Here is a 15300-nt window from a genome sequence, read left to right on the forward strand (position 1 = left end):
GCCAGCAAGATAAGCGCCACCTGTTGTTCGGAATTGAAGTCTTTGAAGGGCATTTCAACCATTAGTCTTTTTTGTCCAACTCGAATGCGTTGTGAAGCGTTCGGACGGCCAGTTCCGCATATTTGAGATCGATGACGCACGAGATTCGGATTTCAGACGTACTGATCATTCGAATGTTGATGTTTTCATCGGCCAGTGCCGAAAACATTTTGGCGGCCACACCGGAATGACTCTTCATTCCCACGCCGGTAATGGAAACCTTTGCGATGTCGTCCGCTGTCCAGACATCCTCGGCATTTATCTCCGCAGCCACGCTGCGCGCCAGCTTTTCGGCTTGTTTGAAATCAGGTTTGGGCACAGTGAAGGTGACATCGGTCAAGCCGCCGATTCGGGTGTTTTGAAGAATCATGTCCACCACGATACCGGCATCGGCAAGGAGCGTGAAAATTTTGGCGCAAATTCCCGGTTGATCGGGCACCTTCCGAATGGTGATGCGTGCTTCGTTCTTGCTGCAGGTGACGCCGATGACCACCGGGCGTTCCATATTTTGTTCTTCATTAACCAGCATGGTTCCTTCCTCCTCGGAAAAAGATGATCTGACGTGGACCGGGACATGGTACTTTTTGGCAAACTCAACGGAACGGATTTGCAGTACCTTGGCGCCCAGGCTTGCCATTTCAAGAATTTCATCATAGCAAATCGTGTCGAGCTTTCTGGCCTTGTCACAGATATTGGGGTCTGTTGTGTAAATGCCGTCAACGTCCGTGTAGATTTCGCATACATCCGCTTTAAGCGCTGCGGCGATGGCAACAGCGGAGGTGTCTGATCCACCCCGGCCCAGGGTCGTGATGTTTCCGGCGGCATCGCACCCCTGAAAACCGGCTACGACCACGATGCATTTTTCATTGAGCAGCTCTCGAATGCGCGAAGCGCCGATTTCGATGATCCTGGCGCTTCCGAAGGAGCAATCGGTGCTGACCTCGGCCTGATGCCCTAAAAGCGATTGCGATCGGTATCCCATGGACAGAAGCGTCATGGCAAGCAAGGCCACGGTTGTCTGTTCTCCGGTGGCCAGCAACACATCCAGTTCTCGTTTTTCCGGAAAATCGGAAATTTGATTGGCCATGTTGATTAATTTGTCCGTAATGCCGGCCATGGCGGAAAGCACCACCACCACGTCATTGCCTTGATCAAAGGTCTTGGCGACCCGTTGGGCGACATTTTTAATCCGATCCAGATCGGCGACGGATGTCCCGCCGTATTTTTGTACAATCAGTCCCATATCCGCTCTCCTCTATCCTAAGTTCCCCGCCGAAAGATACACGCCCGTTTCGCGACCGACATCAATGCGAAAGGTCATTATTTTTGTTGCGCTGCGCAGCCGTTCTTGGTGGAAATGTCGAGCCTCCTTATCACACTCTTTGCCTGAAGTCCATAAGCGCAAATGGAAATTTTGCGTGTCGTATCGCTTTGAATTTCGAAAAAAAGCGAGAGATGATCTTTCGGAAGTTCCGACGCGATCATTTCGGGCCATTCGATCGCAACGAGGTTTTCCGGTTGAATCAGGTCATAAATGCCGATATCTTCCGCCTCACTGGAATCGTTTATGCGATAAAGATCCATATGAAACAGCGCAAGCCGGCCCGAATATTCATGGATGATCGAATAGGTGGGGCTGGTGACATAATCCGCGTCGGGAACACCGATTCCTTTGGCGAGGCCCTGAACAAAGGCTGTTTTACCGCTGCCTAGATCCCCGGTCAGTGCGATGACAAGGCCGCCTGTGATTGCATTGCCGATGCGCCGGCCCAGCGCCCGGGTTTCCGTGACTGATCGGGTGAGCGTCTCCAGTTTCAGACAATCAGTTTCCATGATTCGGAGCGTTATGGCGGGCAGCTGAGGTTTCGGGTTGAGCCAATGCGGCGATTTGATACGGAAGCTGCGCCATCACCTCGCTCGCCAGAAAACCGAACGGCCCCGAGGTTTGGGACAATCGATCGGCCGCCGCACCATGCAGATAAACGCCTGCCAGGGCCGCAAATTGCGGTGCCATGCCCTGCACGATAAGGCCCGCGATAACACCGGTCAGCACATCCCCCATGCCGCCGGAGGCCATGCCGGCGTTGCCGGTGGGGTTGATAAATACGTGGCCATCGGGAAACGCGATTACGGTGCGTGCCCCTTTTAATACGACGCATGTGTGATAGCGAACAGCGAAATTTCGGGCGCATGCCACACGGTCTTTCTGAATGGCTGCCGTGCTGAGGCCGGTCAGGCGTGCCATTTCACCGGGGTGAGGCGTAATGACGGCGGGGACTTTGGTCTTTTGAAGCAGTTGCGGGGTATCAGACAAGCAATTGAGTCCATCCGCATCGATCACCAGGGGGACGGCTGCTTCCGGTAGAAGGCCGTGAACCAGCCGACGGGTGTCCTCGGCGGCGCCGAGACCAGGGCCGATGGCCAGGCATTTTTTCCCGGTCGATAATTCAAGAATCGGCATTAGGGCGGATTCGCCCAGAACGCCGGTTCCGGTTTCGGGCAGCGTGGATGTCATGACTTCCATCAGGTGGGATGACACAGAAGCACAGAGACTGGACGCGATGCCGAGGGTCACGAGCCCCGCGCCTGCTCTCATGGCCGACGTGGCGCTCATAACCGCCGCCCCGGTTTTTCCGGGGCCGCCGGCAATGACCAGCAGATGGCCCGTTGCGCCCTTATGGGCATCGGGGCGACGCTTCGGAATAAGGCCGCCGATAATCTCCCGGGTCAGCAGCTGTTGTTTCGGCGCCACTCGATCAGTGATGTGGGTCGGAATGCCGATATCGACAATCTCCAGTTCGCCGGTCAATTCAGCGCCGGGATAGAGGAAGTGCCCGATCTTGGGATAGGCAAAGGTGGTGGTGAGTTGTGCCTGAACGGCGGCGCCGCAGGGCAGGGCCGTATCACTGCTCAGCCCGGAGGGTATATCCACCGCCACGACCGGCTTGCCGCTGGCATTGATAAATTCGATGATCGCTTGGTAAAAAGGGCGCACTTCGGCCGTCAGTCCGGTTCCGAGAATGGCATCCACCCATAGATTCGTGTGTCGCATTCGGGGCTGTTGTTCGGCAAATGCGCGCATGTCGGGCACTTCGATGACGGGAACCCCTATCGGATTCAGGAGGTGCAAATTTGCCGCTGCGTCTCCTTTAACCTTCGAGCTTTCAGTCAGAAGAAAAACGGTGACAGGTGCGCCTTTTCGGGCGAGATAACGCGCCATCACAAATCCATCGCCGCCGTTGTTGCCGCAGCCCGCCATGATCCCGATGCGCCGGGACGCTAAATCCGGAAACCGGGTGAGCATCGCCCGGACGGCACCGTATCCGGCGTTTTCCATGAGCAGTCTGCCGGGCAGGCCAAAATCACGGATGGTGAGTGAATCCATTTCCCGCATTTCGGAAGCGGTTACGACATACATGGCGAACCTCACAATCCTTTGACAAGGGCCAGCATCTCCTTAACCGCCTGTTCCATCCCCACGAGCGCGGCCCGGGCGATAATACTGTGGCCGATGCTGAATTCGTCGATTTCCGTTAACCCCTTGAATGCGCCGATGGTGTTATAACACAAGCCGTGGCCTGCATTGACACCGAGTTTCAGTCGATGGGCCAGTTTTGCGGCGTCGAGAATTTGGCTAAAAGCCTCATTTTTTTTCCTGGGATGGATGGCCTCGCAAAAGGCGCCGGTATGAATTTCAATCATGGAGGCGTTGATTTGGTGCGCAATCTTAATCTGTGAAGGGGCCGGATCGATGAAGATGCTGACGGGAATGCCGGCGTCCTGAAGGATGTCGACGGCTTCTGCGATGGCGGTTTTGTTAACGATCAGGTCCAGCCCCCCTTCGGTGGTCAGCTCTTCGCGTTTTTCAGGCACCAGGGTGACCAAATCCGGCTTGATACTCATGGCGATGCCGACCATTTCGCTGGTTGCGGCCATTTCAAGAATCATTTTTGTCTGAATCACTTCCCGCAACAACCGGACATCCCTGTCCTGAATATGACGTCGATCTTCCCTCAGATGAACAACGATGCCTTCGGCGCCAGCCAGTTCCGCCAGCACGGCGGCGGCAACGGGGTCCGGATAGCGGGTGCCGCGAGCCTGCCTCAGGGTGGCAATATGATCCACATTGACTGCTAAGTTGGCCATGTTTCTTCTTCCTTTTCTTATTGGCTTTGTTTGATCAGATGCATCAATTCATCGGCTTTTTCTTCCATGATGGCGGCTTGTGCCGCATCATTTTCATGATCATACCCGAACAGATGTAACACCCCGTGAATTAACAGCGCCAGAAACCGATCTTCCATGGGAATATCCGCCGCTTCCGCTTCTCGTTGGGCCGTGTCGGCTGAGATAACCACATCCCCCAAAAGGGTTGGGGTTACCATGGAAAATTCGCCTTCACGCATGGGAAAAGCGATCACATTGGTGGGGCCTGTCCGATTGAGGTATTGCTGATTTAACGCGGCGATTCCCGAGTCGTCCACAATCAGAAGGGACAGCTCACCGTCAGGACAATCCAAGGCGTTTAAGATGACCGTCGCTGCCTTGTGAATCATTTCCGGAGATAGGTTTATCCGATTTTGTTGGTTGTCGATCAGTACTGCCATTTTTCCCTTTCCCGTTGCTCGTGGCGGGATTATCCGGATATTCAATTCGATGATGATGAATGCCGGTGAGGATTTTATTAAAGCATTTAGCGATTTCATGAAGATCACGCAATGTCAATTCACAATTGCCCAATTGCCCGTCCGAAAAAATTTTATTGACCAGATTTTGAACCAGTTTCTGAATTCTGGCGGGTGTCGGGTTTTCAAGCGTTCTGGAGGCGGCTTCCACGACGTCGGCCAGCATCACAAGTCCGGCTTCCCGGGTTTGGGGCCTGGGGCCGGGATATCTGAAATTTTCGATATTGACGGCATCCTCTCCCTTTTGCTGTTTGGCTTTATCGTAGAAAAAGGTGATGAGGCTGTTGCCGTGATGCTGGCGGATCACATCCGTAATGTCATGGCCGAGCCGGTTGGCCCTGGCAATTTCAACCCCCTCTTTGATGTGGGAAATCAAAATGAGCGCACTCATGGAGGGCGCCAGTTTATCATGCCTGTTTTTCCCGCTTCTTTGGTTTTCCACAAAATACAGAGGCTTGTTTATTTTTCCGATATCATGGTAATAGCCGCAGACCTTGGCCTTGAGCGGATTGGCACCGATTTCCGCGGCTGCTGCCTCCACCATGGAGCCGACTACGACACTATGATGGTAAGTGCCAGGGGCCTCAAGCATCAGCCTGCGCAGTATCGGTTGATCCAGGTTGGCCAGTTCAAGCAGGGTGACATCCGTTTTGTATCCAAAGGTCATCTCTACCAGCGGCGCCATGCCGAGGGAGATAATGCCGGTGTTAACCCCTCCCATAAAAGCAAACCCCCATCCCCATAACAAGTTCAGAACGGAAAGATCCGCCCGGTAGATGTGGATGGCCGTGACCAACACGATATTGATAATTCCCAGTTTCATGCCGGCCTTGATAAACACCTTTCGTTCCCGACACTCCCGAATCCAGTGGGCTGCCAGCGCGCTGCTGAGGAAAAAATAAATAAAAAATTCAAACCGGTTTTGAAAAAGAAGGGTCATGCAGGCTGCGGCCAGCAAGCTGAAAATGAGGGACGTGTCGAGTCCGATAAACAGGCAAACCACCATTGCACCGGAGGCAATCGGAATACCGTAGTAAACACAATGCTCCGATAACGCGAACGCGCCGCTTTGCGTTAAGGTGTTGGCCACAATCAGGGATATTTTGCCGAGTAGAAATAAGCTTAATAAAACGCAGGCCATGAAAACCAGATCTTTGGTGTGTTTCTTGTCGGATTTGTGGCCGCTTGTCATATATAACTGATAAATGATCACCAGTAGGCACATTACGACCATGGCGGCGCCAACGCCGCTGGCAACCATTTCTTCCTTTTTCAGGTTGGACTGCATGGCGTTGAACTTCACAAGATGAATCGGCGCCACCCGTTCTCCTTCCCGAATGATCATCTCGCCTGTCTTGATCTGGTAAAGAATCGGTTTTATCGCCGCCATCGCCTGTTTTCTTCGTTCTTCGGTTTCGCTGCGGTTTAGCGTAATATTGGGACCGATCATTTCCTGAATGACATCAACGAGGAGGTTGCGCAACTGATAGGGGTAATCCTTTAAAAGGGGATCCCCGACAATTCGGATCATGGCCTTGGCCTGGTCAAGACCATATATGCCCCTGAGCGTGGTGACCGTATTTTCGGTTTTGTTTTGGACGCTTCTCAGCACGATTCCCTTATCGATTTCTTTCAGTAGAATCTCTTTATTCGAAACCACGCCGTTGTCCAGGATTTCCTTGATAACCCGATTGATGATGTTGGGCATGTCCTCGGAAAATTGTTTTTGAATAAGAAGGGCATACCCCGCTTGACTGACTTTGATGCCGAGCATTGTTTCAAAATCAGCTTTCATGGCCATGGCCTGGTCTTTCGGGCTGGGCGGCGGCGGAGTCGCCAACGGCTCCGGCAGCTCGGATATCTCTTCATTCTGGGGGGGCGCGGATTCGGCCGGTGGTTTGACTTCAAATACCGCCCTTAGTTTGGAAAATGCTTGATTAACGCGGTTTGCCAACGTGGTAACCATGAGCTTGTCATGGTCGTAGACCGCCAAAACGGCCTCTATCGCCTCGTGCCGTTTGACTTCGGTGGCTTCCTTGTCTTCAATAAAGAAGTCTTCGGTTGCTTTGATGTTTCTTTCCGCCACATCGCCCAGTTGGTAGACATGACGCTTAATGGCCAGGCTAGGATACAGGATGAGCGTGAAAAGGCCGGTGAGCAGCATCAGTATGGCGCAACGTATAAATAACTCGCTATTATCCTTAAAAATATTATGCTTTAATGTTATCGCCATATGTGTTTCGAATCATTTAGCGCACAACGGGGTCAGGAATGCGCATGTTCGACCGGATCATTTGACACCGAAGGCAGGCGGTCCACCTGCTTAGCGCGTTGTTTTTCCTCGTCGAGAAGTTCATACGCCCGAATAATTTCCTGAACCAACTTATGCCGGACCACATCTTTTTTAGAAAAAAAGATGAATTGAATGCCTTGGATTCCCTGTAAAATATTTTTGGTTTCAACGAGACCGGACGGCTTTCCGGTCGGCAGGTCGATTTGGGTGATATCTCCGGTAATGACGGCCTTGGATCTGAAGCCGATCCGTGTGAGAAACATTTTCATTTGCTCAGCGGTTGTATTCTGTGCTTCATCCAAGATGATGAAGGAGTCATTCAGTGTTCTGCCGCGCATAAATGCGATCGGCGCCACTTCGATGACCCCCTGTTGCATCAAGTTGGATACCTTTTCAAACCGCATCATATCGTGAAGCGCATCATAGAGAGGTCTTAAATAGGGATCGACCTTGTCGGCCAGACCCCCCGGTAAAAATCCGAGCGATTCACCGGCTTCCACGGCGGGGCGAGTGAGGATAATGCGGTTGACTGCCCCTTTGCTTAACGCCGCGACCGCCATGGCCATGGCCAGATACGTTTTTCCGGTTCCGGCCGGCCCGATGCCGAACACGATGTCATGGCTTCGAATGGCGTCGATATAATTTTTTTGGGCCAGGCTTTTGGGTGTGATGGCGCTTTTTTTTGAGGTAATAAAAACCGTATCGAGAAAAATGTCCCGAAGCGAAATTCGATCGTTCCCGCTTAAAACAGTAACCGCATAATCTATATCCGTAGGATAAAGGAGGTAGCGCTCTTGAAGCAAGCCATAAAGCTGATTCAGCACATTGGCGGCCAAGCGAGCGGGAATCTCATCCCCCTGAATAAATACCATGGTGCCTCTTGCGGTAATGGAGACTCCCGTTGCCTCCGCTACCCGGCGAAGGTGAGTATTGTGCTCGCCGAAAAGCTGCATCGCCAGTTCAGGCTCCGGAAAAGCCAACTGAAGCGGTGTTTCGATTTTGGTAGTGGGTGCATTGTTCATTCAGACATTCTCATATTCTCACCTTGAATTTCCCTCACCTATCATAAATAACCGTCCATATGCAAACGGCAAATGACATTCCTTGTATGGCAGCGGAACCGCATGGTCTATCTGGCCGATTGCTTGCATCCCTTAAAAATACCTTGACTCGGCAGGCGTGCTCTGATAGCGTTCCAAAGTTTTTAACCAGTTGTAATTTCTATTTTTTTTTGGTTTTAAACCGGTAGCGAGTCAGGTCTTGTTCCGAAGGACGGCACCCGCATATTCCGGGCTGTGGAGGACATAGTGAATCTTTTCGATATCATATGTATCGTGATCCTCGGATTTTGTCTTGTAAGGGGCATTTTTCGTGGATTAATTAAGGAAATAACAGCCATCGTCGGGGTGATCGGCGGATTTTACGGCGCCTATACATTCTATCCGAACGTGGGGATTTATTTGAAGCAGTGGATTCCCAATATTGCTTATCTAAACATATTGAGTTTTCTGATTATTTTTTGTGGTGTGCTGATCCTTGTCAATGTGCTGGGGATTATTATCAAATACCTGCTCAATGTGGTGTTTTCGGGGTGGCTCGATCGCATCGGCGGCGCCGGATTTGGACTTGCAAAAGGGCTGTTGATCGTTTGTGTCCTTTTTATTGCCTTGACGACCTTTTTACCGAGGGGAGACTCTCTGATTCAAGATTCCGTTCTTTCCCCTCATGTATCCGCTGCCTCCGAAGTCATGGCTACCGTGATATCCAAGGAGATGAAGCAGGCCTTTGCGATTAAAATAGAGGCGCTTAACAAGGCTTGGAGCAAGAGAAAATAGGTATGGACAAAAAAACCGGTATCGACCAACTGGTTTCCCTTGTGGCGGCGCTCAGAGGGGAAAATGGTTGTCCATGGGATCGAAAGCAAACCGTCCAAAGCATGACGGTCTACCTTTTGGAAGAGACCTATGAATTGGTGGAAGCGATCAACGCCGGTGATCCCGGGGCGATTTGTGAAGAATTAGGGGATGTTCTGTTTCTGATAGTGTTTGTTGCGCATCTTTTCCGGGAGCAGGGGAGTTTCGATATTTCGGATGTCGTATCCCATATTCATGAAAAGATGGTGCGAAGGCATCCTCATGTGTTCGGCGAGAACACGCTTGAAACCGCCGAAGAGGTTAAAAAGCAGTGGAATGAGATTAAAAATAACGAAAAATCGAATTCTTCAAATATGTCTGTACTGGATTCGGTTCCAATCGGCCTACCGGCGCTTATGCGCGCTTATCGGATTTCCGAGCGGGCGGCGGCCAACGGGTTTGACTGGAACAGCTTGACCGGCGTGATGGAAAAGGTGCAAGAAGAGTGGCAGGAGCTGAAAAACGAATTGGCAAAAGAGCCGTTCGCGAATCAAACCGGGAACGCCGTTTCAATGGAATTCGGGGATTTACTGTTTGCATTGGTGAATGTGGCGCGTTTTGCCCGCATTCACCCGGAAACCGCCCTGGCTGATGCCATCATGAAGTTCAAAAAGCGTTTCATGCATATGGAAATGGCTATTCGGGCGGAAGGCAAAACGCTGTCGAATGTACCTCAGCCGGAAAAGGACGCACTCTGGGATAAGGCCAAGGTTTTGATTTTCTAAATATAATCCCCTCGATGAAACTTGATCGATTCCAACCGGGCGGTCAGGGCGACTTCAGATGCGATTCTTTGTAATGCCTCATTCGGCACCGCCATGTTTTCAGCCTCTTTAAGAAGATTGTTGGCATTATTGTGAATCGTGTTCAGCAATGGTGCAATGTCTTTTAACGATTTCGACTGGTTGTTGAGATCGTCGGCATAATCCCTCAATAGATCCAACAGTTGGTTCGTCTGTGTAACGACTTTTTCAATGGGGGACTCAATGCTTAAAAAAGAAGCGGCTTGAATTTCACCCAGTGCGCGCGCGGCGGGATACGTCTCGGTTGTTGCCTTTTCCCCCAAGGCTTTGTTCAGAGAGTCTTTAAAACAAATATCCGTCGTTTTTTGGACGGTTTTGTGGGGCTGAATGGCCTGGTTTTCAGATATCGGGATGATGTTGCTCATTTGAAATGCCTCCTTAGGTTAATTCATCCCATGATTATGCAAAAAAAAGGCCAGCATTAACGCCGGCCTTGAACAAGTATTTATTATATTGAAATATCAGATAAAATAATATTTAAGGCTTTTTGGAAGTCGGACACACCCGGCAATTTTTTCCGATCCTGTATTCCTAATCCGGCAAAGCCGGATGCTTGAATGCTGGAAAGCTGGGATGCATAAAAGCCATCTTTCACCTTCGGCGAATATACACGCAAAAGCGTGCAAGTTTCTGGTAAAGGGCATATGGTAATCGAAAGGGCCTAAACGATATCACTGATAATGGCGCCGATAATCGAGTCGGCAATTTTATCCGGATCGATAGAATACTGATTCGATGCAATAGCTTGCTTGAGTTCCGCAACCCTTTCCTCACGGACATTCGGGCTTTTGGCTACGGCGGTTTTTGCCAATTGCATCTCTTTTGAAGCTTGGGACAAGCTGACTTTGTCGTCTCGGGATACTCCCGCGTTATTGTCCGTAGCCTGATTTTCGCGGATATCGATCCGGTGTTTGTCCGCAGTCTCACTTAACAGCGTCCGGTGCCCGTATTTTTGCGTAATGTTGCTGATATTATTCATTTTCTTACCTCCCGGAGCGGAGGGCTCCTATAATTCCATATTCTTATCCACGGCTTCTTTGGCCAATTGTTCCAGCCGCTTGATCAGAAAACCCGCATTCTCGACTTCCAGCGTGTTCGTTGTTTTTTTATTGTTGCCGTCGATGACATTAAAAACGAACTTGTCATCCCGTTGACCTTTGAAAGAGACGCTTGTCCCGAGCTCACCTTCCAGCTTGTCCACGATTTCCTTATCGACATCATCCTGCGGGCCGGAGCGGGTGATGCGATCAACGATATCGGCAGCGACTTTATCGATAATCGATTGGCGCTTCGCTTCAGCCGAAATATGGATTCTATCTGACGGCTGTTGTTGGTCCAGCGCTTTTTGGCGCTCGATCAGTCGGGTTTGGCTGATCTGTTTGCTATACACTTTCAGTACATTATGTATTTGATGCGCCGGAATTTGCATACACCGTTTCCTTCAAATCAATGCAACCGTTATGACAAGGCCCGTATCAGCCGATTCGTAACAAAGAAAGACGTACTTTTTGAATAGGTTGGCGGCCCGAATGTACTTATGTCTTAAGGGTGATATCGGTTGGCATGAATAAAACCTTTAGAGAAAAATAGCCATTTCTTTAAAAATCTTTGCATGGGCGGCGCAATAGATTCGAATGAAATGCCGATGCGTTGAAAAAGCGATTTCGGGCAAATTTGAAATCGGGAAAAAACCAACGTCGGAGGCATCATCTCCTGCGACCGGATCCCCCGTATAATTGGTGACGAGATAACCGATGAGCAGCACCATGGGATGATGCTCTCCACGACTTGTTGTCACTCCCAGTAACGTATCGATTCGCCCTGTCAGCGATGTTTCCTCCTTAAGCTCCCTGAGCGCAGCCCCTTCCGATGTTTCGCCCAATTCCATAAACCCGCCGGGCAGGCACCATTTTCCGGCTTGCGGCGCAACGCTGCGTTCCACCAGGAGGATCCTGTTCTGATTGTCCACGACCACGGTGCAAGCGGCGGGAAGCGGGTTTTCATAAATCGCTTTGATACAGGTATCGCAAAAGAGACGCTCTGTGCCTTCCCACCACTTTTTAGTGAGGGGGCCGCCGCAATAAGGACAAAACTTTTTTTGAATCATGAGCTATTGAATGTCTCCAGCCGGCCGGTTAATCATCGAAATTGCCGGAAGCCCCCTTGTTGCTGTTAATCAGACGTGCCTTTTGCTTTATTTTTTCCACTGTCCATTGGCCGGGATCTTCGATCCGTTCGGCTTTGGGGCCCGGGTCAAAAGTGCCTGCCCGGCAGATCGCCTCAATGGCGAGCGGTGCGGTGTCTTGCGCATTCAACACATTTACCAGCATGTTATAGACAAACGACTCGACCCGCCGGGTTATGCGCTCCCTTATTTCTTTGGGCTGCCTCAGCAGTTTGCCTTCGAACGGAAGGTTCAGATTTTTATAATTGCCGCCCTTGATGTTTTTCTCACGGGCATATGCCGTCATTTCTTCCCACACCGCTTCAGTAACTCCTTCGCCCTTAACCTTAATGAAGTTGCCGTCCGCATCCAGTATCGCGTTGCCGTAATCGTTCACTTCAACCCCCCATGAGATCATCTGAAGGGCGGTGGCCACGTTGGCTTTCGTGGTTTTGGTTTTGGCGGCGATTTCCCGAAGTCTGTCCGAGCTGTTGCCGGAGGTGCCGTGTTGAGCACCGGACACATTATACGGCGTCAGCGCCTTATGAATTTGCGCGGTCAGTGCTACCTGTATTCCCTGTGCGCTGGCTTCTATGCCGTGCGTGGTCCCATTGTTCAGGGCGATCCAGTTCGGAAAAATATCATGGGCGTTGAGCCCTTGAATCAGAAAGCAAGCTTCCTCGACGGTCGACAAACCTTCTTTCCCTTTTATTTCACCAACTTCTGTCTCAAGACCGGCCCATTTCGGAATAGAGGGGTTCAGCTCGATGCTGGCCAGCAGGTTTTCATCATCGGGCAGGTGTGAGGCGTCAACAGCTATGGAAGTGATGCCGGCATCGAATATGGACGGGATTTCGGTTTTGGCGATTTCGATATCCTTGGCGCCCTTGATGCCGTAATGATCTGCATGAACGGCAACGGGAATGGTGATGCCCAGTTCATTGCACAAGGCATCCACGGTTCTGGCAATGTTCCAGTAATTGATGGCGCAGTAGGCACTTGCGCCCCCCTCGGATTTGGCGATCTCGATAATCATGGCGGCGTTTGCCCGCTGGGCGGCCATCAGTGCGCCCCGGATGACAAAATAATTCCTTCCGTTGGCCGCCATGGCGAGCGCGTTGCCCTTTTTCAGCATGGCAAGATCGATGAATTTGCCGCTCACAATGAGGGCCTTTGAATTGGGAAACAGGGTTTTGACATTGGGCGGACGGCCGACAGTACAGGCCGTATCAAAATCAACGGAAAGAACCGTGTTTGATGTGCTCATGATTCATATCCTCCTTATCAATAATCGACAATTGAATATTCTGGAAGCTCATAGAGTTTTCGAATATTATAACCTAAGGTGTCCGGTAGATAGCGCCCCCAAATTTTAATCGGTATGTCATCAATCTGTTTGGTCGGGCTCATTCCGACCGCAAGCAGGTATTCAATGATGTATTCGATATTGATGGTGATGTTGCCATAGACATTTTGCTGCCGGCGTTGTTTGAAAATCCTGGTTTCGTGCATGGATCGACCAATTTCGGATTCCACTAGCTCTTCGATCGTCGTGAAAATAAGATCCACTTGAACGGTGTTGCTTCCGCTGTATAGAAACCACTCAAAATCCCGCGACAGGTTGTTTGCCGGAAGGCCTCGATAGCGGTACGCATCGCTGGGCGGCCGCGATTTGAACCTTTTGGACATATAATCGAGATCGACCGTGAGTTCAACCACATAATGAACGGCATTATAACTGCCCGTATGAACTTCTTTCTCAATAATGGTCGCTCCGGGTAGCCCGGATATAACAGATTCAAGCTGTTCTTCGGAAATACCGTTCTTGATGAGTTTAAGTCCCAGAACATCTTTAATGGTCATGTTGGCGGCCGGAAGACTGATCCCGTTTCGTTTAAATTCGAGCAGATGCTCCTTTTCCGCTTGTTCAACCAGCTCTTTGGCGTTTTCATTCCCTTTCCCTATTTGTGTTGCTAATCTGGCGGCGGTAAGGCGGACCTTGTCGGCAATATGCAGGGCGGCATACCGGCTTGCTTTTTCGGCAATCCGTTTAACCCGTTTGAATCGGCACATGCCGGTCATATGGCCTTGGTTATCGTAATAGGCCAATGCGGCAAGAGGGGAGCCGACATAGTAAAACTCCGGCAATTTCATATATTCAGAGATAAGGTGCTGTACGCGTGAATTATCGATGTCCGTTGCGTTGCAGATAAAGTCTTTGAGTTCATTTTTGGTCGCGATTCTTTTGAACTGTGTCAGGTTCGTCAGAAACGGATTGAGTTCTTTAATAAAAAGAAGGAGCCGCTCCCAGGCGACAAAACTGTCATAGGTGATGATTCGAGTGATTTGCAGTGGATCTACCGGATCAAGTTCGTTCGACAACCAACGGTTTGTGATTTCAAACAACTTATCTTTATGTAGAAATGCCGATATATACATTCAGCTTCAGGTTCCGGGGTGCGGGCGTTAATTATAAATTTTTCGGCGGCTCGAAACGCACGAAGAGACTTATGGCCAATACAAATGCCATACCGCTCCCTTGCCATCGGCGTCTGCTCTTGATTGAATCGATAAACGTAAGATCATGATAAAGCGTAAGCGCAAATGGAAATCGTCTATCAGAAAACCGGATGGTTCCCTAAACATATAAATTGATCAGGGTGCCGATCATTTGCATCGCGTTCGGTTCTATTCGTTTTCGGGAATTATATAGTTCTGTTTCCTGTTCGAAATCAAGGACATACCGACCGAAACGACAGCCTTTTGAAAACCGGCTGTTCTGAAAATATGCGTCTTGGTCTTCGCGATAGCCAAGGGCGTAATCCGGAGTTTCGATAACCACTATCGGGTAACCGCTATCTACGTAAGGGATTATATTTAAGTTGGATACCATATTCATGTTCCCAACCCCCCCTTTTTCCATCGAGACGGCAGTGGATAACCCAGCATAAAAACGGCTATTTTCCGCCTGTTGATCCTGACCGAACCGAAACAACTTAAATTCGGCGCTCAAGCTCGAAAATGTGAATGGTCCGCTTTGATCAAACTGCCGCCGGTTTGTTGCTTGTTTCAATCCGGCTTATCGAAACGATGTCCCGGATTTTTCTTTATCTTAATTCGAATATTAGTATAACGCTGTTGTGTGTCAAGGAAAAAGGGAAGAAACGGACCGGCAAAAACCACTTGACAAAAAATAAATCAAATCCTACTGTCACAAAACATGTTTAAGCTGCACAACGGCGTGTGGGTGTGGACATTTGATTGAAGGACAAAGGCGTCACTTCCCGATGAGGGGTTGACGCCTTTTTTGTTTTGCAGAAAAAAATGCCTTTAGGAAGCGCGGACGGCTTTTTGACGGTGTGGGGTTTTGCAGGGCAAAAGCCTGTAGCGTAAAGGAGAAAGA

Annotated in this window: 16 protein-coding genes; 2 read left to right on the top strand and 14 right to left on the bottom strand. The window is 50.2% G+C overall.

The genetic code is table 11. The features are described 5' to 3' along the window. Positions 1–61: 61 nt before the first annotated feature. The 7 genes from RBT11_07350 to RBT11_07380 form a co-directional block, all read right to left on the bottom strand. Positions 62–1282 (bottom strand): aspartate kinase, encoded by a 1221-nt coding sequence (locus RBT11_07350; GenBank protein ID MDX9786574.1) that lies wholly within the window; start codon positions 1280–1282, stop codon positions 62–64. 77 nt (positions 1283–1359) lie between these two features. Next, positions 1360–1872, bottom strand: a complete 513-nt coding sequence (gene tsaE, locus RBT11_07355) for a tRNA (adenosine(37)-N6)-threonylcarbamoyltransferase complex ATPase subunit type 1 TsaE (protein ID MDX9786575.1) — start codon at positions 1870–1872, stop codon at positions 1360–1362. Continuing rightward, the gene (locus RBT11_07360) at positions 1862–3457 is read right to left on the bottom strand and encodes an NAD(P)H-hydrate dehydratase (protein MDX9786576.1); all 1596 of its coding nucleotides are present in this window, start codon (positions 3455–3457) and stop codon (positions 1862–1864) included. Before RBT11_07360 ends, tsaE begins: the two co-directional genes overlap by 11 nt. Before the next feature lie 8 nt (positions 3458–3465). Beyond that, positions 3466–4185, bottom strand: a complete 720-nt coding sequence (locus tag RBT11_07365) for a pyridoxine 5'-phosphate synthase (protein MDX9786577.1) — start codon at positions 4183–4185, stop codon at positions 3466–3468. 17 nt (positions 4186–4202) lie between these two features. Beyond that, positions 4203–4595 carry an rRNA maturation RNase YbeY gene (gene ybeY / locus RBT11_07370; GenBank protein ID MDX9786578.1) on the bottom strand — a complete coding sequence of 131 codons (393 nt, stop codon included), beginning with the start codon at positions 4593–4595 and terminating at the stop codon, positions 4203–4205. Next, positions 4546–6957 (bottom strand): HDIG domain-containing protein, encoded by a 2412-nt coding sequence (locus RBT11_07375; protein ID MDX9786579.1) that lies wholly within the window; start codon positions 6955–6957, stop codon positions 4546–4548. Before RBT11_07375 ends, ybeY begins: the two co-directional genes overlap by 50 nt. 32 nt (positions 6958–6989) lie before the next feature. Further along, positions 6990–8039 carry a PhoH family protein gene (locus tag RBT11_07380; GenBank protein ID MDX9786580.1) on the bottom strand — a complete coding sequence of 350 codons (1050 nt, stop codon included), beginning with the start codon at positions 8037–8039 and terminating at the stop codon, positions 6990–6992. A 285-nt stretch (positions 8040–8324) separates the two neighbouring features. Here RBT11_07380 and RBT11_07385 point away from each other — a divergent pair, with 285 nt between their 5' ends. Together RBT11_07385 and mazG are read left to right on the top strand one after the other, a co-directional pair. After that, entirely contained in the window at positions 8325–8852 is a 528-nt protein-coding gene (locus tag RBT11_07385) for a CvpA family protein (protein MDX9786581.1), read from the top strand. A gap of 2 nt (positions 8853–8854) precedes the next feature. After that, positions 8855–9655, top strand: a complete 801-nt coding sequence (gene mazG, locus RBT11_07390) for a nucleoside triphosphate pyrophosphohydrolase (protein MDX9786582.1) — start codon at positions 8855–8857, stop codon at positions 9653–9655. Here the strand turns inward: mazG and RBT11_07395 are convergent. The 7 genes from RBT11_07395 to RBT11_07425 form a co-directional block, all read right to left on the bottom strand. Beyond that, positions 9652–10098 (bottom strand): hypothetical protein, encoded by a 447-nt coding sequence (locus tag RBT11_07395; GenBank protein MDX9786583.1) that lies wholly within the window; start codon positions 10096–10098, stop codon positions 9652–9654. The genes mazG and RBT11_07395 overlap by 4 nt on opposite strands. Before the next feature lie 296 nt (positions 10099–10394). After that, on the bottom strand, positions 10395–10712 hold the full coding sequence (flgM, locus tag RBT11_07400; GenBank protein MDX9786584.1) for a flagellar biosynthesis anti-sigma factor FlgM: 318 nt from the start codon (positions 10710–10712) through the stop codon (positions 10395–10397). Positions 10713–10739: 27 nt separating this feature from the next. Next, positions 10740–11162, bottom strand: coding sequence for a DVU0524 family FlgM-associated protein (locus RBT11_07405; protein ID MDX9786585.1), 423 nt, complete (start codon positions 11160–11162; stop codon positions 10740–10742). A gap of 147 nt (positions 11163–11309) precedes the next feature. Continuing rightward, positions 11310–11840: an NUDIX hydrolase gene (locus RBT11_07410; GenBank protein ID MDX9786586.1), complete on the bottom strand. Its 531-nt coding sequence runs from the start codon at positions 11838–11840 to the stop codon at positions 11310–11312. A gap of 28 nt (positions 11841–11868) precedes the next feature. Further along, positions 11869–13164 carry a class II fructose-bisphosphate aldolase gene (locus RBT11_07415; protein MDX9786587.1) on the bottom strand — a complete coding sequence of 432 codons (1296 nt, stop codon included), beginning with the start codon at positions 13162–13164 and terminating at the stop codon, positions 11869–11871. A gap of 17 nt (positions 13165–13181) precedes the next feature. Further along, complete coding sequence (locus tag RBT11_07420; protein MDX9786588.1) at positions 13182–14303, bottom strand: hypothetical protein; 1122 nt, start codon at positions 14301–14303, stop codon at positions 13182–13184. A gap of 232 nt (positions 14304–14535) precedes the next feature. Further along, a complete protein-coding gene (locus tag RBT11_07425) occupies positions 14536–14796 on the bottom strand; it encodes a hypothetical protein (GenBank protein MDX9786589.1) in 261 nt (86 codons plus the stop codon). Positions 14797–15300 lie beyond the last annotated feature (504 nt).

This window comes from Desulfobacterales bacterium (genome assembly GCA_034003325.1).
In the GTDB taxonomy this organism is placed as follows: Bacteria; Desulfobacterota; Desulfobacteria; order Desulfobacterales; family JAFDDL01; genus JAVEYW01.